The following is a 25,208-nucleotide window of genomic DNA, read 5'->3' as shown; positions in this document are numbered from 1 at the left end:
TCCCCATTAGCGCTGTTCAACGAGGTCATCCAGTTTTTTCTGGCTCGCTTCAATCGTGGTGACGAGGTCGGCTTTGCCTACCGTCACGTTGTGCACCATTGAGCTCACAACACCGGAGCCTGTGACGTCGCCCATGCGGGTGAAGTTCTTATCGCCGACGGCGCCAAACACCTGGATATTCGGCAGTTCGGCAATCAGTTGATCGGGTAATTCACCCAGCGCTTTGATGACCGTGTTATCTTTCCACGTCGGGGTATTCACCACCGCTTTGTTGACCGGCAGCGCCGCCCCTGGCGACATCATGACCCAGTCCGCGATGTTGTCGGCCTGCTCCATAAAGGTGACAAATTTCTCTGCCGCTTCTGTCTCTTCAGACTTTTGACCCGCGGTAATGGTTAACGACGTCAGCATGCCGTAAACAGCAGAGTTTTTTTCCGTCGGCACCATAAAGCCCACATTTTTAGGATCGCCCTCTTTAATCACCGCCGGGAGGATATAGGTGGAATAAATCGCCATCGGCGCCGTGCCATTCATGAACGCGTCTTTGACTTCCATGATGTCGTTTGAGCCCGGCATGGTGTTCATTGCCAATTGGCGGTAATACTGCAGCGCCTGCGCCATTTCAGGTGTGTTGAGCGTTATCTTTCCTTGCGCATCAAAAACGTTGGCCTGGTTTGAGAGCGCGAACTGGGAAAATGACTGTTCAGTCAAAACGCTTTCCGCCGTGGGCAGCGCAATACCATATTTCTTACTACCAGGATTGTTTAGCTTCTGCGCCACGCTCAGCAGTTGTTGCCAGTCTTTTGGCTCTTCCAGCCTAGCTTTTGCCAGCACATCTTTGCGATACCAGATCCCGCCAATCCAGGCGCTAACCGGAACCCCGGTCCAGGCGGTACCGTCTTCAGTGCGCACAATACGCAGCACGCCATCATAAAAAGTACCTTCACCTACAGCGTTGATGACCTGCGCTACGGCTTTACGATCGATAAGTGATTCTTTATCCATAACTTTCGCGTAGTCATGGCTGGTTTCAATGACTTCAGGCAGTGAACCGCTCCGCGCCAAGGTAATGACCTTGGTGTTGTACGCATCTTCTTCTACAGGAACCTGTTTGACACTGATCCCCGGGTTCTCTTTTTCAAAACGCTCAATCAGTTTTGCAATAACCGCCTGCCGCTCCTGTTCAACAGAAGAGTGCATAAATTCAATCGCAACAGAGGACGTTTTATCATCCTTACACCCGGAAACCAGGGCGCAGGAAACCAGTGCTGAAATCAGCACAATTTTAGTTTTAAGCATGAAATGTTCCTTTTTATTACTTAACCCACATGACCTGCCAGGCGTTCAACGTTAATTCTTTACCTGAAATAGTTTCACCGCTAATCAAATCAAATCCATTTTCAACATCAATACTAATGGTTTGCGTATGACCGCTGACATTAAATAATCCGGTAATTTTTTCGCCTGTTTCCGCCGTACGTTTAATTTGCATTACAGCCGGTGTAACACTGCTAATCTGAAAATCACTATCAGGGTGAAATGCTTTATTACTACGACGTATTACAATTAATCGGGATAATTCATGATAAATAGCGTGGCGCAAACTGGTTTCATCTGCCAGCTCCGTTTCGATTTGGCTTATTTGATATTTTTTGCGGTTGATCGCGCGATTATAACCTAACGACTCAACACCTTTATAATCATTGCGTGACCCAAGAATGCTTTGAATGTAAACCGCAGGTACCCCCGGAAAACTCAGCAAAATGGCATGTGCGAGAATAAAGCGGGAAAAACGTTCGGCATCACTACAATTGCCTGGCGTTAGTGCGTCCATATATGTCACGTTAATTTCATACGGACTGCGACTACCATCAGGGTTATTTTTCCAGTTAACCAGCGCGCCTTCCTGTTGTAATTCCGTCACCAGGCGCACGATCTCGTCTTCAGGTAACAAACCACGTAATGGGTTGAGACCAATACCGTCATGCGATGCGAGGAAATTAAACCAGGTGGTCTCACTGGACGGCAGTTCCAGTGATTGCGCCCACTGGCACAAGGTTGAGGTATCCTGGCGTTGTACCGCATGCAGCACCAGCGGAGGTAACGAGAACTGGTACACCATATGCGCTTCATCACGGCCATTTCCGTAGTAGGACACATTATCCTTATGCGGAACGTTTGTTTCAGTAATAATCGCCGTACCAGGCGCCACGCAGTCAGCAATAGCGCGAAATAGTTTGATAAGCTGATGCGTTTTTTCCAGGTGAATACAGGTCGTTCCTGGCTCTTTCCACATAAAGCCAACCGCATCCAGGCGGACATAATCAGCGCCCTGCTCAAGATAACTCAATAGCACATCGACCATCGCCAGTAACACTATCGGGTTGGCATAGTTGAGATCGATCTGGTCGTCGCTGAACGTCGTCCATAAATAGCGTACGGTGTTATCTTTCAGCGTAAAAGGCGTCAGTAACGGTAATGCGCGTGGACGCGTTACGTTGCTCAGGTCCGTATCAGGATCCATCGCAATAAAGAAATCTTCATAACCGTCAAGCTGTTGCAAATAGTTATTAAACCATTCGCTTTTCGCTGACATATGGTTACAAACAAAATCAAACATCAGTCGACTGGATTTACCCAATTGCTTAATATCATTCCAGTCACCGGTTTCTTCAGCAACCTGATGGTAATTAATTACGGAAAAACCATCATCCGATGACCACGGATAAAACGGCAACAGATGCACATGAGAAAATGTCGACTTAAGCCATTCATTATAAAACTGATTAAACATCGGCAGTGGTTTTTTGCCTGCCCCGTGGAATTGATCGGCGTAGGTAATAAGAACTACATCGCCCTCGTCCCAATGCGCTTTACGGATTTTTTTAATTAATCCCTGTGATTTCTCTAAACGTGCAATCAGCGCTTCATAGTGGCATGAAGTAAACGTATCACCATAAACTTCTGCCAGGCATTTTTGGATTTTTTGGTTCACCTTCAATTCTCGTGGTAGCGGTCCCATGAATCAAGAGACTACTCTGCGGGAAATAAGCTGTCAATCGGCTGAGGTGGCCAGGAGGGGGATAATAAAAGAATTTTGGCAGCCAAAAAATCGTATTTGTGAGCTGCCGCAAATTAACAGTGGGAATGTTGATTAATTGTTGCTTGCTTTTGCTGAATCGGATATCAGCGTTGATTACCTGAATAGCGTTTCGATAATTTTGCCGCTGCCCGACTCAAAACCGGCTCCAGGACCAACGCCAGCAGCATTTTAAGCGGGCGTCGGGCGACGGACTTCACCGCCCACCCTGCTACCCCCGCCGGGCCGTAACGAAGCGCAGTTAAAAGCACCAGCTTACCTGCTATTTTAAAGCCCGGCTTAACCCTTTGCCCGGCACGTTGCCAGCGATTGTTCATTTCTATCCTCACAATTGGCGGAAACGGCTGCGCAATGAAAAGGTATCAGAGGTGACATAACGCTCCATTTCACGCAAACGCTTTTCACTTGCCGCCAGCTCGCGATCGACGGCATCCAACAGCTCGCCGCTTGATGGCTGCTGCTCACCGGAAACCACATTGTCCGGCATCGGGTCCAACACAAACGTCAGCACGATGTAAGCGACGAAGGTGAAAAAGGCCAGACCAAAAAAGACGGACAACACCACCAGGATCCGCACCAGCTTCACAGGCACATCGAGATAATGCGCTATACCTGCGCAAACCCCCTTCACCATGCCCTGTTGCGGAATACGCCACAGTTTTTTGTTCAGATTAACGCCTCCCATTAGCGGTCCCTCCAGTTTGGATGTTCAGCATCAAGGATGTCTTCCAGCGCCTGAATGCGCTCGCGCATCCGCTGTGCGTCATCGTTGAGTTCTACCAGACGTTGCTGTTCACTTTGCGCCAGTTCGCCACGACTGGAACGGTTGCTGTAATGCAGCCAGAGCCAAATCGGTAAAACGAACAACACAAAGATGGTTAATGGGATAGCCAGAAATAGCGCGCTCATGAGTACTCCTTACAGGTGATGAGCGGCGGCGCGTTCGGGCGCCGCCAGATGTTATTATTGCTTATCTTGCTGCATTTTGGCTTTAAGTTGCGCCAGCTGCTCGCTGATTTCATCATCTGCTTTCAGGTCAGCAAATTGCTGATCCAGAGACTGCTGTTTACCGAAGTTATGGCTTTCGGCCTCAGCTTCCATCTGATCGATACGACGCTCGAAAGATTCAAAGCGTGCCATCGCTTCATCCAGCTTACCGCTGTCCAGTTGACGACGAACATCACGCGAAGAGCTCGCAGCCTGATGGCGCAGCATCAATGCCTGCTGACGAGCACGGGTTTCACTGAGTTTATTTTCCAGCTCACCGATCTCTTTTTTCATTCGCGCCAGCGTATCGTCAACCAGCGTCACCTCATGCTCCAGAGAAGCAATCAGGTCAGTCAGTTTCTGTTTTTCGATTAAGGCAGAACGCGCCAAATCTTCTTTCTCTTTACGCAGCGCCAGCTCGGCTTTTTCTTGCCACTCTGCCTGTTGTGCGCTGGCCAGTTCGATACGGCGAGATAATTGTTTCTTTTCTGCCAGAGCGCGTGCGGAGTTTGAGCGCACCTCAACCAGCGTATCTTCCATTTCCTGGATCATTAACCGCACCAGCTTCTGCGGATCTTCAGCCTTTTCCAGCAACGCATTAATGTTGGCGTTCACGATGTCGGCAAAACGAGAAAAAATACCCATAATGTAATCCTCACTTACTGTTCTGATATCGGGCTATGCCCTGCTGTTTTCGTAATGCACTTGGCGTGCCAACTTTTTAACTAATTGATTTTAATATAAATATCTAATTTTACCTGACGGGAGAATTAGGGTAAATTGGTGAATAACACTAACAAGTGGTGAATTTCATCATGGCAGGATACAAAGACAATATTCTGGGCGAAGCGAACAGCTTTATTGAAGTGCTGGAACAGGTTTCTCATCTGGCGCCGCTGGATAAACCTGTACTGGTTATCGGTGAGCGAGGTACGGGGAAAGAGCTTATTGCCAACCGCCTGCACTACCTCTCCAGCCGTTGGCAGGGCCCATTTATTTCGCTTAACTGCGCGGCCCTCAACGAGAACTTACTTGATTCCGAACTGTTTGGTCACGAAGCCGGTGCGTTTACCGGTGCGCAAAAACGCCATCCGGGACGTTTCGAACGCGCCGACGGCGGCACGCTGTTTCTTGATGAACTGGCGACCGCGCCAATGTTGGTACAGGAAAAACTGCTGCGCGTAATTGAGTATGGCGAGCTGGAACGCGTCGGCGGCAGCCAGCCCTTGCAGGTTAACGTGCGACTGGTCTGCGCGACCAATGCCGACCTGCCACGTATGGTCAGCGAAGGCACTTTCCGCGCGGACCTGCTGGATCGTCTGGCCTTTGACGTGGTGCAACTTCCCCCACTACGCGAGCGTCAAAGCGACATCAAGTTAATGGCCGAACACTTTGCCATTCAGATGTGCCGCGAGATCGGGTTACCGCTTTTTCCGGGATTTAGCGCCGAGGCCAGAGAAACCCTCCTCCATTACCGTTGGCCGGGTAATATTCGTGAACTGAAAAACGTCGTGGAGCGCTCCGTTTACCGGCATGGTACCAGCGATTACCCGCTGGATGAGATCATCATTGACCCCTTCCGCCGCCACGTTGCGCAGCCACAGGCAGCACCACCAAAGCAGACATCTGTAGCATTACCGCTGGATCTGCGTGAATTCCAGCAGCAACAAGAGAAAGACTTTCTACAAACCAGCTTGCAGCAGGCGAAATTTAATCAGAAAAAAGCCGCTGAATTACTGGGTCTGACTTACCATCAGCTACGCGCGTTGCTTAAGAAACACCAGATTTAGCGCGCCTCTGCCAACGTTATATTGGAGGGTTTGACGCTTTATTGACCGCACTAGCCCATTAAAGTCACTTTCCCCTCTGACTTTTCGACTCACGGAGCATAAACGTCAGAGGGTTCCAGTCCCCCCATCAGAGCACCAGACCTGGCCGGATGTATAGCTGTTCTCTTCAGCGGCCAAAGTGACATAAAGCGGCGCAATTTCCACCGGTTGGCCCGGACGGCCCAGCGGTGCATTTGCCCCAAATTTCTCCACTTTTTCCTGTGGTTGACCGCCACAGCATTGCAGTACAGTCCAGTATGGGCCTGGCGCTACGGCATTAACCCGTATTCCTTTCGGTGCCAGCTGTTTCGCCAGCGATTTAGTAAATGCCACGATCGCCGCTTTGGTCTGAGCATAGTCAAGCAGGATTTCACTAGGCTCATAAGCCTGTACCGAGGAGGTATTAATTATCACGCTGTCTCGTGAAAGATGGGGGATAGCCGCTTTGGTTATCCAAAACATAGCGTAGACATTAGTCTTGAATGTGGCATCGAAATCTTCTGTGGTGAGCGCCTCAATAGACTCGCAAAATTGCTGACGACCCGCATTATTGACGAGGATATCCAACCCACCCAACCCTTTTACCGCCTGTTTAACCAGTTGGCCGCAAAAAGTTTCATCTCGAATATCTCCGGGGATAGCCACGACATTTCTGCCTGCTTTTTTTATCAAGTCGACCACTTCACGCGCATCGTCTTCTTCATCAGGTAAATAGTTGATCGCAACATCAGCGCCTTCACGGGCATAGGCGATGGCAACAGCACGGCCAATCCCTGAATCCCCCCCGGTAATTAATACCTTGCGCCCATTCAATCGACCGCTTCCCTGATAGCTCTCCTCCCCATGATCGGGACGCGGTTGCATTTTTCCGGCCAGCCCTGGGAAGGGTTGCTTCTGCTGTGGAAAAGGCGGTGCCGGAAAACGCGCAGAATGAGTTTTATTGATGGTCTTTTTTTCATTGTTTAAGTCAGCCATTTAAATACCTCTCATTTTTTATCACAAAGATTATTAAGCGTAGACCAAAATGAGTGGCATGACCTTTATAATTCACCGCAATTTAATATTTCGCGTAATATCACCTCTACCGATAAACTAATCACCGCATCGCGCTTTCGAGTATTTCATGAGATTAATACCCGCTTAACTCATGGCACTTAAATCCATATATATCAATGATCTATATAAAGAAAACCTTAACAGACCAGACAATTTTATTGAGTAACGAGATACCACTCAGAAGCGAGAGGTTAATAAATCCCTATGCAACTGTTTTTCCTGCATTCATCTACCTACGTCGCCTCGCTTATATTTTACCAACGCTATGATTCATTAAACCGTTATCATTTAAGAATTATCTAACGCTCAGCATGAATAAATAGCAACCAAACTTAACATCTCAACCCTATCGAAATGGAGAACGAATGAAATTATCTATAGCGCCATTATGAGGTTATTTTTATATTTCATTCTCCCCGCGATATTGCTGATGCTCTCTCCTGGCGGTCATGGTCATTTTCCCCCACGTCCCCTCACATTTTTCTGTCAGCCAGCGAATCCCGCGTTTTAGCGAGTCAGATGGGTCATGAAAATGCTAAGATAGTTAACAGAGTACATTCAAAGTGGATAGCGGGTATGAAGGGTGACCCTGTCGCGATGTTGAATTCGCGGTTATCACCTGTGCGGCCCCCAAACACAAACGGTAATGGCAAATGTCATTAAATATTAGTAAGATAGCCTCTTTATTTATAATCCTTTAAAATTATGCGCCTGGTTTTATCATCTCTGATCGTGATGGCTGGATTTCTGAGTGGTCAGGCTGCTGCCGCGCCTGAACAGGCTTCGCATGCTGATATTCGTGACAGCGGCTTTGTCTATTGCGTTAGCGGGCAGGTCAATACGTTCAACCCGCAAAAAGCGAGCAGCGGTCTTATCGTCGACACCCTGGCAGCCCAGCTGTATGACCGACTGCTCGATGTCGATCCGTACACCTATCGACTGGTGCCTGAGCTGGCTGAAAGCTGGGAGGTGCTGGATAACGGCGCAACCTACCGCTTCCATCTGCGTCGTGACGTCCAGTTTCAGAAGACGGCCTGGTTCACCCCCACCCGCAAACTGAATGCGGACGACGTGGTGTTTACCTTCGAGCGCATCTTTGATCGCCGGCATCCGTGGCACAATGTAAACGGTAGCAGTTTCCCCTACTTCGACAGCCTTCAGTTCGCCGATAACGTCCAAAGCGTACGCAAGCTGGACAACAACACCGTTGAGTTCCGCTTAACTCAGCCCGACGCCTCCTTCATGTGGCACCTTGCCACGCACTATGCCTCCGTGATGTCAGCAGAATATGCGGCTAAATTGGCAAAACAGGATCGTCAGGAGCTGCTCGACAGACAACCCGTCGGTACCGGACCGTACCAGCTTTCGGAGAATCGCGCAGGGCAATATGTTCGACTGCAGCGCCATGAAAAATTCTGGCGTGGTACTCCTCTGATGCCGCAGGTGGTTGTGGACCTCGGTTCTGGCGGCACCGGACGTCTATCGAAACTCCTGACCGGTGAGTGTGATGTTCTGGCCTGGCCTGCCGCCAGTCAGCTCAGCATTTTGCGTGATGACCCGCGCCTGCGTCTGACCCTGCGCCCGGGGATGAACATCGCCTATCTGGCATTCAACACCAATAAACCACCGATGGATAATCCCGCCGTGCGGCATGCGCTGGCGCTGGCCATCAATAACCAACGGCTGATGCAGTCCATCTACTACGGGACGGCGGAAACCGCAGCATCTATTTTGCCTCGCGCCTCGTGGGCTTATGACAACGAAGCTAAAATTACAGAGTACAATCCGGCAAAATCGCGCGAGCAGTTAAAAGCACTGGGGCTGGAGAACCTGACATTACAGCTTTGGGTACCCACCAGTTCTCAGGCCTGGAACCCCAGTCCACTGAAAACCGCCGAGCTGATTCAGGCTGACATGGCTCAGGTGGGTGTGAAAGTTAAAATCATTCCGGTAGAAGGTCGTTTTCAGGAGGCGCGATTAATGGATATGAACCATGATCTAACGTTATCCGGTTGGGCGACGGACAGTAACGATCCTGACAGTTTTTTCCGACCGTTGCTAAGCTGCGCCGCCATCAACTCGCAGACTAACTTCGCCCACTGGTGTAATCCGGAATTTGACAGCGTTCTGCGCAAGGCCCTCTCTTCGCAGCAACTCTCATCGCGAATTGATGCCTATGACGAAGCGCAAAATATTCTCGCGAAAGAGTTACCGATCCTGCCGCTGGCCTCTTCACTGCGTCTGCAGGCTTATCGTTACGATATCAAAGGACTGGTGCTGAGTCCGTTCGGCAATGCATCTTTTGCCGGGGTTTCCAGGGAAAAGAAAGATGAGGTGAAAAAGCCATGATTATCTTCACCCTGCGTCGTTTTTTATTGCTGCTGGTCACCCTCTTCTTCCTGACCTTTATTGGATTCAGCCTGAGCTACTTCACGCCTCATGCGCCGTTACAGGGTGCATCGCTGTGGAACGCCTGGGTATTCTGGTTCAATGGCCTCATTCACTGGGATTTTGGTGTATCCAGTATTAACGGCCAGTTGATTTCAGAACAGTTGAAGGAGGTGTTCCCGGCGACGATGGAACTGTGCATTCTGGCCTTTGGTTTTGCGCTGATGGTTGGGATCCCCGTTGGTATGCTGGCAGGGATCACGCGGAACAAATGGCAGGACCGCTGCATCAGCGCCTTAGCGTTGATGGGCTTTTCCATTCCGGTTTTTTGGCTGGCGCTGTTACTGACGTTGCTCTTCTCATTGACTCTCGGCTGGCTTCCCGTTTCGGGACGCTTTGATCTTCTCTATGAAGTGAAGCCCGTTACCGGATTTGCCATTATTGATGCGTGGATCTCCGACTCGCCCTGGCGCGATGAAATGCTGGTCAGCGCAATCCGTCACATGGTGCTTCCGGTGTTGACGCTTTCCGTCGCCCCTACCACGGAAGTTATTCGCCTGATGCGAATCAGCACCATTGAGGTCTTTGATCAAAACTATGTTAAAGCGGCCGCCACGCGCGGTCTGTCACGCTTAACCATTCTGCGCCGTCACGTTCTGCACAACGCCCTTCCGCCGGTAATCCCGCGTCTGGGCTTACAGTTTTCCACCATGCTGACGCTGGCGATGATCACCGAGATGGTCTTTAGCTGGCCAGGTCTTGGCCGTTGGCTGATTAACGCAATTCGCCAGCAGGATTACGCGGCAATTTCGGCGGGCGTCATGGTGATTGGCTCACTGGTTATCATCGTTAACGTCATCTCAGATATTTTGGGTGCTATGGCTAACCCTCTGAAACATAAGGAATGGTATGCCTTACGATAGCGTCTACAGCGAAAAGCGACCGCCTGGTACGCTGCGCACCGCATGGCGTAATTTTTACGGCGATGCGACTGCGATGATCGGCCTGTATGGCTGCGCAGGATTGGCGATTCTGTGTATTTTTGGTGGTTGGTTTGCCCCTTATGGCATCGACCAGCAATTTCTCGGCTATCAGCTTTTACCGCCGTCATGGTCGCGCTATGGCGAAGTCTCATTTTTCCTCGGAACTGACGATCTCGGGCGTGACGTGTTAAGTCGCCTGCTCAGCGGCGCGGCCCCGACCGTTGGCGGCGCGTTTGTCGTCACCCTCGCCGCCACACTATGTGGACTGTTGCTGGGCGTGGTTGCCGGCGCAACACATGGTTTGCGCTCCGCGGTGCTGAACCATATTCTGGACACACTGCTCTCGATCCCTTCGCTGCTGCTGGCAATTATTGTGGTGGCCTTTGCCGGACCGCATCTGACACACGCGATGTTTGCCGTCTGGCTGGCGCTGCTGCCGCGCATGGTACGCTCCGTCTACAGCATGGTGCATGACGAGCTGGAAAAAGAGTACGTTATCGCCGCTCGCCTGGACGGCGCAACCACGCTCAATATCCTGTGGTTTGCCGTTCTGCCCAATATTACCGCCGGACTTATCACTGAAATCACCCGTGCGCTGTCGATGGCGATTCTGGACATCGCTGCGCTGGGTTTTCTCGACCTTGGCGCACAGTTGCCGTCACCAGAATGGGGAGCCATGCTTGGCGACGCGCTGGAGCTGATTTATGTCGCACCGTGGACGGTTATGCTGCCAGGTGCGGCGATTATGATAAGCGTGCTGCTGGTTAACCTGCTGGGTGATGGCGTGCGCCGGGCAATTATTGCGGGGGTGGAATAATGCCATTACTGGATATCCGCAACCTGACCATTGAATTCAGAACCGGCGACGACTGGGTGAAGGCGGTTGACCGCGTCAGCATGACCCTCAATGAAGGTGAAATCCGCGGACTGGTTGGTGAATCTGGATCGGGCAAGAGCCTGATCGCCAAGGCCATTTGCGGCGTCGCGAAAGATAACTGGCGCGTAACCGCAGACCGCATGCGCTTTGATGATATCGATCTGTTGCGCCTTTCCGCGCGTGAACGACGCAAGCTGGTCGGCCATAACGTTTCCATGATCTTTCAGGAACCGCAATCGTGTCTCGATCCGTCTGAGCGCATTGGACGACAACTGATGCAAAATATTCCGGCATGGACTTATAAAGGCCGCTGGTGGCAGCGTATCGGCTGGCGTAAACGCCGCGCGATTGAACTCCTGCACCGCGTCGGGATAAAAGATCATAAAGATGCGATGCGCAGCTTCCCGTATGAGCTGACCGACGGCGAATGCCAGAAGGTGATGATCGCAATCGCCCTGGCTAATCAGCCGCGTTTACTGATTGCCGACGAACCAACGAACGCGATGGAGCCAACCACTCAGGCGCAAATTTTCCGCCTGCTGACCCGGCTGAACCAAAACAGCAATACCACCATTTTGTTGATCAGCCATGACCTGCAAATGCTCAGCCAGTGGGCTGACAAAATTAACGTGATGTACTGTGGGCAAACGGTGGAAACTGCGCCCAGTAAAGAGTTGGTGACTATTCCGCATCATCCTTATACCCAAGCGTTGATTCGCGCCATTCCTGATTTTGGTAGCGCAATGCCGCACAAAAGCCGCCTGAATACCATGCCAGGAGCCATTCCATTGCTGGAACAATTACCTATCGGCTGTCGTCTGGGGCCGCGCTGCCCTTATGCTCAGCGCGAATGTATCGAAACCCCAAGACTGACCGGAGCAAAGAATCATCTCTACGCCTGTCATTTCCCGCTGAACATGGAGAGAGAGTGAGATGGTAGAAACCCTGCTCGAAGTTCGTAATCTGAGCAAAACCTTTCGCTACCGGACGGGCTTATTCCGCCGTCAGACCGTTGAGGCCGTTAAGCCCCTGAGCTTTACCCTGCGCGAGCGTCAGACGCTCGCCGTCATAGGTGAAAATGGTTCCGGTAAATCTACGCTGGCGAAGATGCTGGCCGGTATGATTGAGCCCACCAGCGGTGAGCTGCTGATCGACGATCACCCGTTAAAATATGGTGATTATTCATTCCGTAGTCAGCGTATCCGTATGATTTTCCAGGATCCATCAACGTCGCTTAACCCACGGCAACGTATTTCGCAGATCCTCGATTTTCCGCTACGTCTGAACACCGACCTCGAGCCTGAACAGCGCCGCAAACAGATCATCGAGACCATGCGCATGGTCGGTCTGTTGCCTGACCATGTGAGTTATTACCCGCATATGCTGGCTCCGGGACAAAAACAGCGTCTGGGTCTTGCCCGAGCGCTCATTTTGCGACCCAAAGTCATTATCGCCGACGAAGCCCTCGCCTCTCTGGACATGTCGATGCGTTCGCAGCTCATCAATCTGATGCTGGAATTACAGGAAAAACAGGGGATTTCATATATCTATGTGACTCAGCACATCGGCATGATGAAGCACATCAGCGATCAGGTATTAGTCATGCACCAGGGTGAAGTGGTTGAACGCGGCAGTACAGCAGATGTTTTGGCCTCGCCGTTGCATGAGCTGACCCGTCGCCTGATTGCCGGCCATTTCGGCGAAGCGCTAACCGCTGACGCGTGGCGTAAAGATCGCTAGCAGATGCAGCCCTCCTCAACCGGAGGGCAATTTTGCAATCAGTGACAAACATTTGGTAAGAGCAGTGTATCAACCTCGCTAAACGCGACCGAAGGGAAAAGGGATCCCTGCATCACCCAAACACCAGCCGCGCCTACTTCGTCGATAAGCTGTTTGGTTTCCACGCCCTCCACCGCAATGCGGTCGCAATATTCGCGGATGTTTTTAATTAGCACCGGGAACATCGGTTTTTCAGCCTGATCCAGGAAAAAACCACGATCCAACTTCACAACATCAAAACGACCGCAAACCAGCGGACTGGCCCCAATGCTGCCGGAGCCCAGATCGCCCAGCCATAATGCGTTTGGACCGTCGCAAAGTGAATTAATCAGCAGATTATTCAGACATACGGTATTCGTCAGAAAACGCTCTGAAAGTTCTAGTGCGACAAAAGGCATGGCATGTAGCGCCGATTTGACGCTCGGGTCGCCAATTGCCAGCAGCGCCATTTCATCAATGAGGTTCAGAGTACAGAAAAGGTTGTGGCTCTCAAACCAATTACGCTTTTCGGCAATTAATCGAATTTGCTCGAGCATGAAATTACGTTTTTGCTCGCTATTCCACGCTGAAATGATGAACTCTGGATGTATCGGCGAAACCGTATCTGAAGCAAACCGGACGCTCATCTCAACACCCAGTAACGTATCAGTTGTGTCTCTCATCGGTTCCGCGATGAAATGATAGTGCATAAGACCACTCCAATTGATCATAACTTCCTGATAATGCACTTTTAATCACAATCAATCAATAATAACGATCAATGTGTCAATATTGATCGATAAAAACAATATATCATAACGAACTGAATACGGTCATATTTTTTGTTTTAAGAAAGTTCCTACATTGCTATGTTTTAAAACATAAGCTAGCAGTTAATAATACCATTGAGATGCCTTTAAAGCCTTGTATTTTCTCCATCCCCCGCGCTTCGCAGAATGAATGAGACTTAACCAGGGAAAGTGTTATAACCCTCATGTGTAATGAAAAGTGATTATCAGTAAGGGATGATAACTATTCTACAAGGCACAAAGAGTGGGATATAATTGCTGCCCCATTTCGAAACACCTTCAAATTGTGATCATAACTCATTGATTGCTAAAAATAAGCAATGACCATAAGGATTAAAGCTATGGGTTTTCTTTCCGGTAAGCGCATTCTGGTAACGGGTCTTGCCAGCAAACTGTCCATCGCCTGGGGTATCGCTCAGGCCATGCATCGCGAAGGGGCTGAACTGGCGTTCACCTACCAGAATGACAAACTAAAAGGCCGCGTCGAAGAATTTGCAGCTCAACTGGGTTCCAGCATCGTACTACAGTGTGATGTGGCGGAAGACGCCAGCATTGATGCACTGTTTACCGAACTGGGCAAAGCCTGGCCGAAATTCGACGGTTTCGTGCACTCCATTGGTTTCGCGCCCGCAGACCAACTGGATGGCGACTATGTGAATGCAGTCACCCGCGAAGGCTTCAAAATTGCTCATGACATCAGCGCTTACAGCTTTGTGGCGATGGCAAAAGCCTGCCGTTCCATGCTGAACCCAGGCTCAGCGCTGCTGACGCTATCCTATCTGGGCGCAGAGCGCGCCATCCCTAACTACAACGTGATGGGCCTGGCAAAAGCCTCACTGGAAGCGAACGTCCGCTATATGGCTAATGCGATGGGTCCTGAAGGCGTGCGTGTGAACGCTATTTCCGCCGGTCCAATCCGTACACTCGCCGCTTCCGGCATTAAAGATTTCCGTAAAATGCTGGCGCATTGTGAAGCGGTTACGCCGATTCGCCGCACTGTAACCATTGAAGATGTGGGTAACTCCGCAGCATTTTTGTGCTCCGATCTTGCTGCCGGCATCTCTGGTGAAGTCGTTCACGTCGATGGTGGCTTCAGTATCGCGGCAATGAACGAACTGGAACTGAAATAATCGTAAGTCTTCTATGGGCGGTCTTGCCCCGCCCATGACTCTCCTCTGCCTGCCGCCATATATGCTTTTCTGATATTTATTATCACGGAACAATCTTTCATCCCCTCTTCTGCTTACGTCAGGATATTGCAGCGCAAACGATCCGGCGTAGTAGTAGACGACGTGTCCGGGTCGCCACTTTTTAGACCAAGGACCGCCCATGGAACAACGCCGAATTGAAGGCAAAAGCCACTGGTATCATGAGACGCAATCCAGCAAGCATCCACAAGATATTCTGCCGCTGGTGCCGGAAGCTGCTCATGTCGACGACAGCTTTTTACTGGATCTGGCGATACCTGATGACGCCCTTTTGCCTTTTCAATCCTGGTTAACCCCTGCCCGTAAACTTGCCCAGGTTCTCTTCCCGGTTCACGTAAACCTGAATCAGATGCACACATTCAGCGCCTATGAGCGGATGAGTACGGCGCTAACCGTCGCTCAGGTGTATGGCGTCCAGCGATTGTGCAATCACTATGCCGCGCGGTTAACACCGCTTCCTGGACCTGACTCGTCACGGGAAAGTAACCATCGGCTGGCGCAAATCACCCAATATGCTCGCCAACTTGCCAGCTCTCCTGATGTGATAGGCGCACGCGATCGCCAGCATCTGGATGCGGTCGGGCTGACCACCAGCGATAGTATTTTGATGAATCAAATCATCGGCTTCGTCGGTTTTCAGGCCCGGACCGTGGCCCTGTTTCAGGCCTGGTTTGGACATCCGGTACGCCGAATACCGGGGCTGGATATACAGCAATTCGCTCACGCTTCGCCATTTAGTGCAACAAACGCTACCTGGCACGCTGCGCCATTCCCAATCGAAAAATATCATTCTCAGGACGAGACGACGGCCAGACATTTTCCCGATGAACTGCAAGCGTTGGTGCCATTACTGATTCATTCACCGGTCATTTTAGATTTATTCACGACACTGATTTCCAGTACCCGGCGCAGCGCAGTACATGCGCAGGCATTTTCACTGGCGGCGCTAATGACCTCACGGATTAACGGCAGCGTGGCCTGCTTTAATGAACAGGCACATACAGCCAATGAATTAGCCAACGTTATCGCCCTGCTTCGCCAGGAGGAACGTGAATTACAGCGTTGGGAACAGCGACATCCGGTTGAGCGCGTCACCCTGCAGGCGGTACAATGGCTAACCCGAGCGCCCGACCGTTTTAGCGCCGCGCTGTTAACCCCTTTGTTCGATCAGGGCATCTCTTCTGAACAAGCGATTAACCTGCTGGCCTGGAGCGGATTGTGCGGATGGTTGAATCGCTTGAAAATCGCGCTGGGCGAGACTTATTAACCGATCCACTTACTGAAAGAGCGCTTGCCGCAACTGAGAGAATCGCGTAAAACTGTCAGCCGCTCTTTTAGCCACGAAAATAGACAATTATGCTTCAGGACAACCCGCTGCTAGCGCAGCTTAAACAGCAACTGCATTCCCAGACGCCACGTGCTGAAGGGGTGGTAAAAGCCACGGAAAAAGGCTTTGGCTTCCTGGAAGTCGATGCACAAAAAAGCTATTTCATTCCACCGCCGCAGATGAAAAAAGTGATGCATGGCGACCGCATTGTTGCGGTTATCCATACAGAAAAAGATCGTGAATCTGCCGAGCCGGAAGAACTGATCGAACCCTTCCTGACGCGCTTCGTGGGTAAAGTTCAGGGCAAAAATGATCGTCTGTCCATTGTGCCGGATCATCCGTTACTGAAAGAAGCGATCCCTTGCCGTGCCGCCCGCGGCGTTGAGCACGACTTTAAAGAAGGTGACTGGGCCGTCGCTGAAATGCGCCGCCACCCGCTGAAAGGCGATCGCACCTTCTATGCTGAGTTAACCCAATTTATCACTTTTGCTGATGACCACTTTGTCCCGTGGTGGGTCACGCTGGCACGCCATAATCTCGAAAAAGAAGCGCCGGACGGTGTGGCAACTGAGATGCTGGATGAAGGTCTGGTTCGTCAGGACTTAACCGCCCTCAACTTTGTCACCATCGACAGCGCCAGCACCGAAGATATGGACGATGCGCTGTATGCTGAAGATCTGGCCGACGGCAAACTACAATTAACTGTCGCCATTGCCGACCCTACGGCCTGGATTGCAGAAGGCAGCAAGCTGGATAAAACGGCAAAAATTCGCGCGTTTACTAACTATCTGCCGGGGTTCAATATCCCGATGCTACCACGCGAACTGTCTGACGATCTGTGCTCTTTACGCGCGAACGAAGTGCGTCCGGTTCTGGCTTGTCGTATGACCATCACCGCGGATGGCGCGATTGAAGACAACATCACCTTCTTCGCAGCGACGATTGAGTCGAAAGCGAAGCTGGTCTACGACAACGTCTCCGACTGGCTGGAAGATACCGGTGACTGGCAGCCTGCAAACGACGCGATTGCTGAACAAATCCGTCTGCTACACCGTATTTGCCTGAGCCGCGGTGAATGGCGTCATAACCATGCTCTGGTATTTAAAGATCGCCCGGATTACCGTTTTGTTCTTGGTGAAAAAGGTGAAGTCCTGGACATCGTCGCTGAGCCGCGCCGCATCGCAAACCGTATCGTGGAAGAATCCATGATTGCGGCAAACATTTGCGCCGCCCGCGTGCTTCGCGACAAGCTGGGCTTCGGGATTTATAACGTCCATATGGGATTCGACCCGGCCAACGCCGACGCTCTGGCCGCGCTGCTAAAAACCCATGGTATGCACGTTGATGCCGAGGAAGTCCTGACGCTGGAAGGTTTCTGCAAACTGCGCCGCGAGCTGGATGCGCAGCCTTCTGGTTTCCTCGACAGCCGAATTCGCCGCTTCCAGTCTTACGCTGAAATCAGTATCGAGCCAGGGCCGCACTTTGGGCTGGGTCTGGAGGCTTATGCCACCTGGACCTCTCCTATTCGTAAATATGGCGATATGATTAACCACCGCCTGCTTAAGGCCGTCATCAAAGGTGAAACCATCGCCCGCCCTGGGGATGATACCACGGTGCAAATGGCGGAACGTCGTCGCCTGAACCGGATGGCTGAGCGTGATGTGGGCGACTGGTTATACGCCCGTTTCCTGAGTGACAAAGCCGGGACCGATACCCGCTTTGCGGCCGAGATAATTGACGTCAGCCGCGGCGGTATGCGCGTACGTTTAGTTGATAATGGCGCAGTCGCATTTATTCCTGCCCCATTCCTGCACGCCGTTCGGGACGAGCTGGTATGCAGCCAGGAAAGCGGCACGGTGCAAATTAAAGGTGAAGTGGTTTACAAAGTCACGGATGTGATTGACGTAACCATCGCCGAAGTTCGCATGGAAACCCGCAGCGTTATCGCGCGTCCAGCCGCGTAACACGTATCAATCCAGCGACCTTTCTCATTTTGTGAAAGGTCGTTTCTTTTTACCGCCCAAATTCCCACCACCGCACTACACTTCTTTCATTCGGTCAATTTTATTTTTTTACTTTTTTCAGTTCCGCTGGCTTTGCTTTTTACGGATTCTGGATTAAACATAAATATATAAAAAAAACAATACGTTCAGCCATAATCACCACGAATGAATCATGGCTACCCATACTTTTGAGGCTCTATGCGCTTTAAACGGGATAGTACACATGATGAAAGACGTCCGGGAGCTGGTTACGTTGTATAGCTATGTGGGCACTCATAACCCCTACTGGCGTTTGTCAGAGGATTGCAACATCCTGCATTTCTCTATCGACGAAGCGTCAGAAGCTGATCAGACCATCGAATTATTACCTGAACAAGCCGATCGCATTCGCGAGATGACGGTGATCACGTCAAGTCTGCTAATGACGTTGCCCATTGAAGATGACGACATTCCCGTGCATCTGGTCGGTCGAAAAATCAATAAGCGCGAATGGGCCGGTAGCGCATCAGCCTGGGATGACACCCCTTCCGTCGCCCGCGATCTGGCCCACGGCCTCTCTTTTGCCGAACAAGTCGTTTCCGAAGCCAATTCCGTTATTGTCATTCTTGACCGCATGGGCAACATTCAGCGGTTTAACCGCCTGTGCGAAGAGTACACCGGCCTCAAAGAACGTGAAGTCATTGGTCAAAGTGTATTCACATTATTTATGAGCCGTCGTGAAGCAGCGGCTTCACGGCGCAATATTGAGGTCTTTTTTCGCGAAGGTAACTCGTATGAGGTTGAACGCTGGGTCAAGACCTGCAAAGGCCAGCGTCTGTTTCTGTTTCGCAATAAATTTGTGCATAACGGTAGCGGCAAGAACGAAATTTTTCTGATCTGTTCCGGGACCGATATCACTGAAGAACGCCGCGCGCAGGAACGACTGCGGGTATTGGCGAATACCGACTCCATCACTGGATTACCAAACCGCAACGCAATTCATGAACTGATCAGTAATGCGATTGAGAACGCGGGCGATACGCAGGTCGGTATTGCGTACCTCGATCTGGATAACTTCAAAAAGGTAAACGATGCCTACGGGCATATGTTTGGCGATCAGCTACTACAAAGCGTGTCGCTGGCAATCCTCAGTTGCCTCGAAGACAACCAGATCCTGGCGCGGTTTGGCGGCGATGAATTCATTGTTCTTGCCACCGAAACATCCCAGGGCACACTGGAAGCCACCGCATCGCGCATTCTGACACGCCTGCGCCAGCCCTTCCGCATCGGTCTGATTGAAGTCTATACCGGATGCTCTATTGGTATATCCCTCGCACCTCAGCATGGTCAGGACTGCGAGAGCGTCATTCGTAACGCGGATACAGCCATGTACACCGCGAAAGAAGGCGGCCGTGGGCAGTTTTGTGTTTTTTCTCCGGAAATGAATCAGCGGGTATTTGAATATCTGTGGCTGGATACTAATCTGCGTAAGGCACTGGATAACGATCAACTGGTTATCCATTATCAGCCAAAGATAACCTGGCGCGGTGAAGTGCGCAGCCTGGAGGCGCTGGTTCGCTGGCAATCTCCGGAACGCGGCCTCATTCCACCGCTGGAGTTTATATCCTACGCCGAAGAATCGGGGCTCATCGTCCCGCTGGGGCGTTGGGTTATTCTCGACGTTGTGCGCCAGGTCGCGAAATGGCGCGACAAGGGAATAAACCTGCGCGTGGCGGTAAACGTTTCTGCCCGCCAGCTCGCCGACCAGACGCTGTTTACCGCACTTAAGCAGGTACTTCACGAGCTCAACTTTGAGTATTGCCCCATCGATGTTGAATTAACGGAAAGCAGTTTGATAGAAAATGAGCAACTGGCGTTGTCAGTCATTCAGCAGTTTAGCCAGTTAGGAGCGCAAATCCATTTGGATGATTTTGGTACCGGTTATTCGTCGCTGTCTCAACTGGCCCGCTTCCCGCTAGATGCCATTAAACTGGATCAGACCTTTGTCAGAGAGATCCACAAACAACCTATTTCACAATCGCTGGTACGGGCCATAGTTGCGGTAGCACAGGCGCTCAACCTGCAGGTCATCGCCGAAGGCGTGGAAAGCGCGAAAGAGGATGCGTTTCTGACCAAAAATGGCGTCAATGAACGTCAGGGGTTTTTATTCGCCAAACCAATGCCAGCCGCCGCATTTGAACGTTGGTATCGCCGCCATCTGAGTAAAAAAATGCGCTAATGCAGAGAGAATGAAGGTGATAAATAGCCATAAATGGACATTACATGACGACGCTATCCGCATGTAATCACAGAATATATAATATTCTTCAATCGTTCAGGTTAATACTATTTTTCCCTTCTCTTTTGCCATGAAATTCTGCATCATGAAATTCAAACTCTATTGCCATTAGGATGACGACCATGTCTGATATCGACGCTCAGCGTCTGGCCGAACGTATTGATACCGTGCTGGATATCCTCGTTGCAGGTGATTACCACTCAGCCATCCACAATCTTGAAATTTTGAAAGCTGAACTGTTAAACACGGTCAAAGAAGATGCCGAATCTTTGGCGAAAAAGCAGAAGGCGCCATGGGAGATCTGATGACAGTGATCTTTTGATGTCGCTGCTATCAGCAAACTGCAGATAATGCAGTTTCCGTTTAATTTCCGATACGATATCGCAATAAAATTAATACTATGAATTCCCGACAACAATCTATTTTGCAGATGGTGACCGATAAAGGTCAGATGAGCGTCGCCGATCTGGCAAAAGTCACCGGTGTCTCCGAAGTGACGATTCGACAGGATCTGAACACGCTGGAAAAACAGAGTTACTTACGCCGAGCCCACGGTTTTGCTGTTTCATTGAACAGCGATGATGTTGAAACGCGCATGATGACCAATTTCACTCTGAAACGTGAACTGGCTGAATTCGCTGCATCTCTGGTCAGTCCAGGCGAATCCGTATTCATTGAGAATGGCAGCAGCAATGCACTTCTGGCCAGAACGCTGGCAGAGCAAAAAGATGTCACCATCATCACCGTGAGCAGCTACATTGCTCATCTGCTCAAAGAAACGCCCTGTGAAGTGATACTTCTCGGTGGAATTTACCAGAAAAAAAGTGAGAGCATGGTCGGCCCCTTAACTCGCCAGTTTATCCAGCAGGTACACTTCAGTAAGGCCTTTATCGGCATTGACGGCTGGCAGGCTGATACCGGTTTTACCGGACGCGATATGATGCGTTCTGACGTGGTTAACGCGGTGCTGGAAAAAGGCGCAGAAGTTATTGTGTTGACCGACAGCTCAAAATTCGACGCCATTCACCCTTACACGCTGGGTCCATTAGAGCGATTCAGCCGCGTAGTAACGGACTCCAGACTCAGCGCCAGCGTACAAATGCAGCTCGAACATTCAGGATTAATCGTCAATATCATTGATGCCCACGCATAAAATCTTCAGTAGATGGTTTGTCAGCAGACAAATCATCTGCTCTCTGAGAGTTATCTGACAATCCAATTAAGACTTTTTACCTGTCGTTAACAGGATAAAGTCGTAAAATTAATGTTAGCGATATAACAGGAACGAACCTCCAACTTCAGGATAGTGTTTGTAATGCCTTCGCTAAACGGTTTCACGGAAATATCTTCGATAGTCTTAATTTGACGCTATCCTTAAAGAACACTGGATTCCGTGAATCAATAATTCAGGAGAAAGTATTATGTTAGTAACGAGCAAAAAAATGACCGCTGCCATTCTGGCGATTACTCTGGCAATGTCGCTGAGTGCCTGCTCTAACTGGTCCAAACGAGATCGTAACACCGCAATCGGTGCTGGTGCAGGTGCAATAGGTGGTGCAGTCCTGACTGACGGCAGCACGCTGGGTACGCTGGGTGGTGCTGCAGTAGGTGGTATTATCGGCCACCAGGTGGGTAAATAATCTACGGTTAAACGGCTCGATATAATAATACGTTTACTTTTTCAGGTCTGTATTATTAAAAAGCCACGGAAAATTTCCGTGGCTTTTTTATTAACCGCCAGCCAGTTTAACTTTCATTCCTTTAGCTTCCAACAGCGATTTAATCAGGTCGCGTTTATCCCCCTGAATTTCAATCACGCCATCTTTCACTGCTCCACCGCAACCACACTTTTTCTTCAGTTCTGCGGCTAATTTGGTCAGTTCGGCATCGTCTTGATCAATACCGGTAATCAGGCACACGCCCTTCCCTTTGCGACCACTGGTCTGGCGCTGGATACGAACAATGCCATCGCCTTTTGGACGCTCAGGCGCTGTTTTCGGTTCATCAATACGCCCGGAGTCGGTAGAGTAGACCAGACGAGAGTTTGAGTCGTTCATTTACGCACCTCGTTTCAGGGAAGCATTGATCATCTTCAGCGTCTGCGCGGGATCGGCCGACTGGGTGACCGGACGACCAATCACCATGTAATCCACACCTGCTAATTGCGCCTGTTCCGGTGTCATAATACGACGCTGATCGCCCGCCTCGCTGCCTTCTGGACGAATCCCCGGCGTCACCAGCTTAAATGCCTGGCCCAACGCCTGCTTGAATCGCACCGCTTCCTGAGCTGAGCATACGACACCGTCCAGACCACAATTCTGGGTTAAGCGCGCCAGTCTTTCAGCATAATCTGCAGGTGACAACGTCACGCCGAGATCGGCGAGGTCGCTGGCTTCCATACTGGTCAGAACCGTCACGGCAATCAGTAGCGGCGCGTCCTGGCCAAAAGGCACTAAGGCTTCACGGGCTGCAGTCATCATACGCGCCCCGCCAGAAGCGTGAACGTTAACCATCCAGACACCAAGTTCGGCAGCAGCGGCAACTGCATGTGCGGTGGTATTGGGAATATCATGAAATTTCAAATCAAGAAAGATGTCAAAACCACGCTGTTGTAGATCGCGAACCAACTGAGGTCCAAAAAGCGTGAACATCTCTTTGCCCACTTTCAAACGGCAATCACGAGGATCAATTCTGTCGACAAAAGCTAATGCTTTATCACGATTAGAATAATCGAGAGCGACAACGACAGGAGAATCGGTAACAGCACGAGAAGAAGATGAAGCAGTAAACGTCATGACCAGACCTTCTTGAGGATGGGCGCCCACGGCGGCGCGAAATGGGTAAACGGCGTGCATTCTACCTGCGGTAATAGAAAATTAACAGGCGCGATTACATTTCTGCCAGGCGAACCGGCAGCGGAGGTTGTGGATGGATCGATTACACACCAACAGTATGTTGTAACTAAAATGAGGTTTTTTTAAAAATTACAGCCCATCAAGTCCGCGAATGGGCTTAATGGTTGACCATGAACGGCAGGATGGACAGTGCCAGTACAGCGTATACGCCGTAAAACCGCACTTCTGGCAGCTGTAACGCGGTTTACTACGTACCTGCTCTCCGACCATATCGCGCAGAACCATCAGGCTCTCTTTGGCACGCCCTTCTTCTGCTTCGTGGAGATGATAATCCATCAGCTTGTGGAACACGCGCATCGTAGGATGACGTTGCAGCTGACGAGTGATATAGACCTGAGCGGTATCAGCCCCCTCACGCGCCTCAAGAATATCCGCCAGCATCAGTTCGGCGGCGGCACCTGTATTTTCCTCAACGGCCCGACGTAAAAACTCCGCCCACTCATCGTTTTTCCCCAGATGCTGGTAGCAGCTTTGCAGCATTTCCAGCGTTTCGCTGACCAGCTCTTTATCCTGGGAAATGACCCGTTGCAGGCTTTCAACCGCCTTCGCGTAATCACCTTTTTCCATGTACACGCGACCCATCATGATGGATACCCGTGCACTGTTTTTATCTGCCGCGGCGCCTTTTTTCAACAGCGTCATGGCGCGATCCATATCGTCGCTACCCATTTGCTGTAAGGCCAGTTCGCAGTAGAAGTGGGCTATCTCATTACGCTGTTTGTCTTTGCCGAGTTTTACCAGACGCTCTGCTACATCAATGGCTTTTTGCCATTCGCTGGTGGCCTGATAAATTTGCAACAGTTGCTGTAATGCGCCAACCCGAAAATCAGTTTCATCGGTAAGCTGATTGAACATGTCTTCCGCGCGGTCGTACAGTCCCGCGGCCATGTAGTCGCGCCCCAGTTGTTGCACGGCCAGCAAACGCTGCTCGTAGGTCAGCGAGGCACTTTCCATTAACGTTTGATGGATGCGGATTGCGCGATCGACTTCACCGCGAGAGCGGAACAGGTTTCCGAGGGTGAGATGAGCCTCAACGGTGCCTGTGTCCTCTTTTAGCATATCAAGGAACAGATCCACCGCTTTATCTTGTTGATTGCTCAGGAGGAAGTTAACCCCGGCGACATAGTCACGAGAAAGACGGTTAGCTTCATCCTGCTTGGTTTGTTGCGCACTTCTGCGACCCATATACCACCCATAGGCAGCGGCTACAGGTAAAAGCAGAAACAACAACTCCAACATAAATAATTATTCCTTCACAACCGACGAATCGGCAGATACCGCAACGTCGGTCGCAGGCGCAAGCTGGTTTTCCAGTCGTTTGATTTTACGTTCGGCGCGCGCAAGAGACACACGAACCTTCAGCCAGAAAAGGCCGCAAATTAGCCAACCAATCGCAAACCCTGCGGCAAACAATACAGCAAGCAGCGTAGAGATACGATACTCACCCTGAGCCAGCAGGTAATTAAACGTAACCTGTTGATCGTTTTGCGCACCCAATGTCACCGAAATAACAAAAATCGCCAACACCAGTAAGAAAATGAGTAAATATTTCACATTACTTCCCGTTATGTGGTTTGAGCGAATAAATCGTGTCCAACTTACCGCGTTGAGCCCTTTAAATTACCATTTTCACAACGAGTGCGAAACGGAAAAGCGCTTTCCACTTTATGATTTAAGGGCAAAATTTGAA

25 protein-coding genes are annotated in these 25,208 nt (G+C 50.6%); 13 read left to right on the top strand and 12 right to left on the bottom strand.

The window, feature by feature from the left end; translation table 11 throughout:
• Positions 1-6: 6 nt before the first annotated feature.
• The 6 genes from GFC06_RS15230 to pspA form a co-directional block, all read right to left on the bottom strand.
• Positions 7-1,299, bottom strand: coding sequence for an ABC transporter substrate-binding protein (locus tag GFC06_RS15230; RefSeq protein ID WP_153690320.1), 1,293 nt, complete (start codon positions 1,297-1,299; stop codon positions 7-9).
• Between the two features lie 16 nt (positions 1,300-1,315).
• Complete coding sequence (locus tag GFC06_RS15225) at positions 1,316-3,022, bottom strand: sugar phosphorylase (RefSeq protein WP_153690319.1); 1,707 nt, start codon at positions 3,020-3,022, stop codon at positions 1,316-1,318.
• 164 nt (positions 3,023-3,186) lie between these two features.
• Entirely contained in the window at positions 3,187-3,417 is a 231-nt protein-coding gene (pspD, locus tag GFC06_RS15220; RefSeq protein WP_047500373.1) for a phage shock protein PspD, read from the bottom strand.
• An 8-nt stretch (positions 3,418-3,425) separates the two neighbouring features.
• Positions 3,426-3,785, bottom strand: coding sequence for an envelope stress response membrane protein PspC (gene pspC, locus GFC06_RS15215; RefSeq protein WP_003020497.1), 360 nt, complete (start codon positions 3,783-3,785; stop codon positions 3,426-3,428).
• Complete coding sequence (gene pspB / locus GFC06_RS15210; protein ID WP_016153227.1) at positions 3,785-4,009, bottom strand: envelope stress response membrane protein PspB; 225 nt, start codon at positions 4,007-4,009, stop codon at positions 3,785-3,787. Before pspB ends, pspC begins: the two co-directional genes overlap by 1 nt.
• A 54-nt stretch (positions 4,010-4,063) precedes the next feature.
• Complete coding sequence (gene pspA / locus GFC06_RS15205) at positions 4,064-4,732, bottom strand: phage shock protein PspA (protein WP_016153228.1); 669 nt, start codon at positions 4,730-4,732, stop codon at positions 4,064-4,066.
• Positions 4,733-4,887: 155 nt separating this feature from the next.
• Between pspA and pspF the strand changes: the two genes are divergently transcribed.
• Positions 4,888-5,877: a phage shock protein operon transcriptional activator gene (gene pspF / locus GFC06_RS15200; RefSeq protein WP_194831198.1), complete on the top strand. Its 990-nt coding sequence runs from the start codon at positions 4,888-4,890 to the stop codon at positions 5,875-5,877.
• A 105-nt stretch (positions 5,878-5,982) separates the two neighbouring features.
• Here pspF and GFC06_RS15195 read toward each other — a convergent pair whose 3' ends face one another.
• Positions 5,983-6,891: an SDR family oxidoreductase gene (locus tag GFC06_RS15195; protein WP_016156638.1), complete on the bottom strand. Its 909-nt coding sequence runs from the start codon at positions 6,889-6,891 to the stop codon at positions 5,983-5,985.
• 786 nt (positions 6,892-7,677) lie between these two features.
• On the opposite strand from GFC06_RS15195, the gene sapA reads away from it, so the two are divergent.
• The 5 genes from sapA to sapF are packed head-to-tail and all read left to right on the top strand — an operon-like array spanning position 7,678 to position 12,960.
• Positions 7,678-9,321, top strand: a complete 1,644-nt coding sequence (gene sapA, locus GFC06_RS15190; protein ID WP_153690317.1) for an ABC transporter substrate-binding protein SapA — start codon at positions 7,678-7,680, stop codon at positions 9,319-9,321.
• The gene (sapB, locus tag GFC06_RS15185) at positions 9,318-10,283 is read left to right on the top strand and encodes a peptide ABC transporter permease SapB (RefSeq protein WP_003020545.1); all 966 of its coding nucleotides are present in this window, start codon (positions 9,318-9,320) and stop codon (positions 10,281-10,283) included. The genes sapA and sapB overlap by 4 nt, the downstream gene beginning before the upstream one ends.
• Positions 10,270-11,160 carry a peptide ABC transporter permease SapC gene (gene sapC, locus GFC06_RS15180; RefSeq protein ID WP_016156640.1) on the top strand — a complete coding sequence of 297 codons (891 nt, stop codon included), beginning with the start codon at positions 10,270-10,272 and terminating at the stop codon, positions 11,158-11,160. The genes sapB and sapC overlap by 14 nt, the downstream gene beginning before the upstream one ends.
• Positions 11,160-12,152: a peptide ABC transporter ATP-binding protein SapD gene (sapD, locus tag GFC06_RS15175; protein ID WP_016153234.1), complete on the top strand. Its 993-nt coding sequence runs from the start codon at positions 11,160-11,162 to the stop codon at positions 12,150-12,152. The genes sapC and sapD overlap by 1 nt, the downstream gene beginning before the upstream one ends.
• 1 nt (position 12,153) lies before the next feature.
• A complete protein-coding gene (gene sapF / locus GFC06_RS15170) occupies positions 12,154-12,960 on the top strand; it encodes a peptide ABC transporter ATP-binding protein SapF (protein WP_016153235.1) in 807 nt (268 codons plus the stop codon).
• A 38-nt stretch (positions 12,961-12,998) separates the two neighbouring features.
• On the opposite strand, the gene GFC06_RS15165 is transcribed toward sapF, so the two are convergent.
• The gene (locus GFC06_RS15165; protein ID WP_047500365.1) at positions 12,999-13,688 is read right to left on the bottom strand and encodes an EAL domain-containing protein; all 690 of its coding nucleotides are present in this window, start codon (positions 13,686-13,688) and stop codon (positions 12,999-13,001) included.
• A 440-nt stretch (positions 13,689-14,128) separates the two neighbouring features.
• Here GFC06_RS15165 and fabI point away from each other — a divergent pair, with 440 nt between their 5' ends.
• From fabI to osmB, 7 genes are all read left to right on the top strand, one after another.
• Positions 14,129-14,917: an enoyl-ACP reductase FabI gene (fabI, locus tag GFC06_RS15160; RefSeq protein WP_016156642.1), complete on the top strand. Its 789-nt coding sequence runs from the start codon at positions 14,129-14,131 to the stop codon at positions 14,915-14,917.
• A 199-nt stretch (positions 14,918-15,116) separates the two neighbouring features.
• Positions 15,117-16,262, top strand: a complete 1,146-nt coding sequence (locus tag GFC06_RS15155) for a carboxymuconolactone decarboxylase family protein (RefSeq protein WP_153690316.1) — start codon at positions 15,117-15,119, stop codon at positions 16,260-16,262.
• An 89-nt stretch (positions 16,263-16,351) separates the two neighbouring features.
• Entirely contained in the window at positions 16,352-18,286 is a 1,935-nt protein-coding gene (locus GFC06_RS15150) for an exoribonuclease II (RefSeq protein WP_141875229.1), read from the top strand.
• A 265-nt stretch (positions 18,287-18,551) separates the two neighbouring features.
• Positions 18,552-20,543, top strand: a complete 1,992-nt coding sequence (pdeR, locus tag GFC06_RS15145) for a cyclic di-GMP phosphodiesterase (RefSeq protein ID WP_047502364.1) — start codon at positions 18,552-18,554, stop codon at positions 20,541-20,543.
• Between the two features lie 182 nt (positions 20,544-20,725).
• Positions 20,726-20,908, top strand: a complete 183-nt coding sequence (locus GFC06_RS15140) for a YciZ family protein (RefSeq protein ID WP_016153241.1) — start codon at positions 20,726-20,728, stop codon at positions 20,906-20,908.
• A gap of 95 nt (positions 20,909-21,003) precedes the next feature.
• A complete protein-coding gene (gene yciT, locus GFC06_RS15135; protein WP_016153242.1) occupies positions 21,004-21,756 on the top strand; it encodes a DNA-binding transcriptional regulator YciT in 753 nt (250 codons plus the stop codon).
• Positions 21,757-22,024: 268 nt separating this feature from the next.
• Positions 22,025-22,243 carry an osmotically-inducible lipoprotein OsmB gene (osmB, locus tag GFC06_RS15130; RefSeq protein ID WP_003020583.1) on the top strand — a complete coding sequence of 73 codons (219 nt, stop codon included), beginning with the start codon at positions 22,025-22,027 and terminating at the stop codon, positions 22,241-22,243.
• 90 nt (positions 22,244-22,333) lie between these two features.
• On the opposite strand, the gene yciH is transcribed toward osmB, so the two are convergent.
• The 4 genes from yciH to GFC06_RS15110 all read right to left on the bottom strand — a co-directional run bounded on the left by yciH (position 22,334) and on the right by GFC06_RS15110 (position 25,072).
• Positions 22,334-22,660, bottom strand: coding sequence for a stress response translation initiation inhibitor YciH (gene yciH / locus GFC06_RS15125; RefSeq protein WP_016153243.1), 327 nt, complete (start codon positions 22,658-22,660; stop codon positions 22,334-22,336).
• Entirely contained in the window at positions 22,661-23,398 is a 738-nt protein-coding gene (gene pyrF / locus GFC06_RS15120) for an orotidine-5'-phosphate decarboxylase (protein WP_049282555.1), read from the bottom strand. It abuts the gene before it with no gap.
• Between the two features lie 189 nt (positions 23,399-23,587).
• Positions 23,588-24,757, bottom strand: a complete 1,170-nt coding sequence (gene lapB, locus GFC06_RS15115; RefSeq protein WP_047417273.1) for a lipopolysaccharide assembly protein LapB — start codon at positions 24,755-24,757, stop codon at positions 23,588-23,590.
• A 6-nt stretch (positions 24,758-24,763) separates the two neighbouring features.
• Positions 24,764-25,072, bottom strand: a complete 309-nt coding sequence (locus GFC06_RS15110; RefSeq protein ID WP_006684318.1) for a LapA family protein — start codon at positions 25,070-25,072, stop codon at positions 24,764-24,766.
• Between the last annotated feature and the right edge of the window lie 136 nt (positions 25,073-25,208).

The organism is Citrobacter braakii (assembly GCF_009648935.1).
GTDB classification, from domain to species: domain Bacteria; phylum Pseudomonadota; class Gammaproteobacteria; order Enterobacterales; family Enterobacteriaceae; genus Citrobacter; species Citrobacter braakii.
This window is presented reverse-complemented; position numbering and strand designations above follow the sequence as displayed.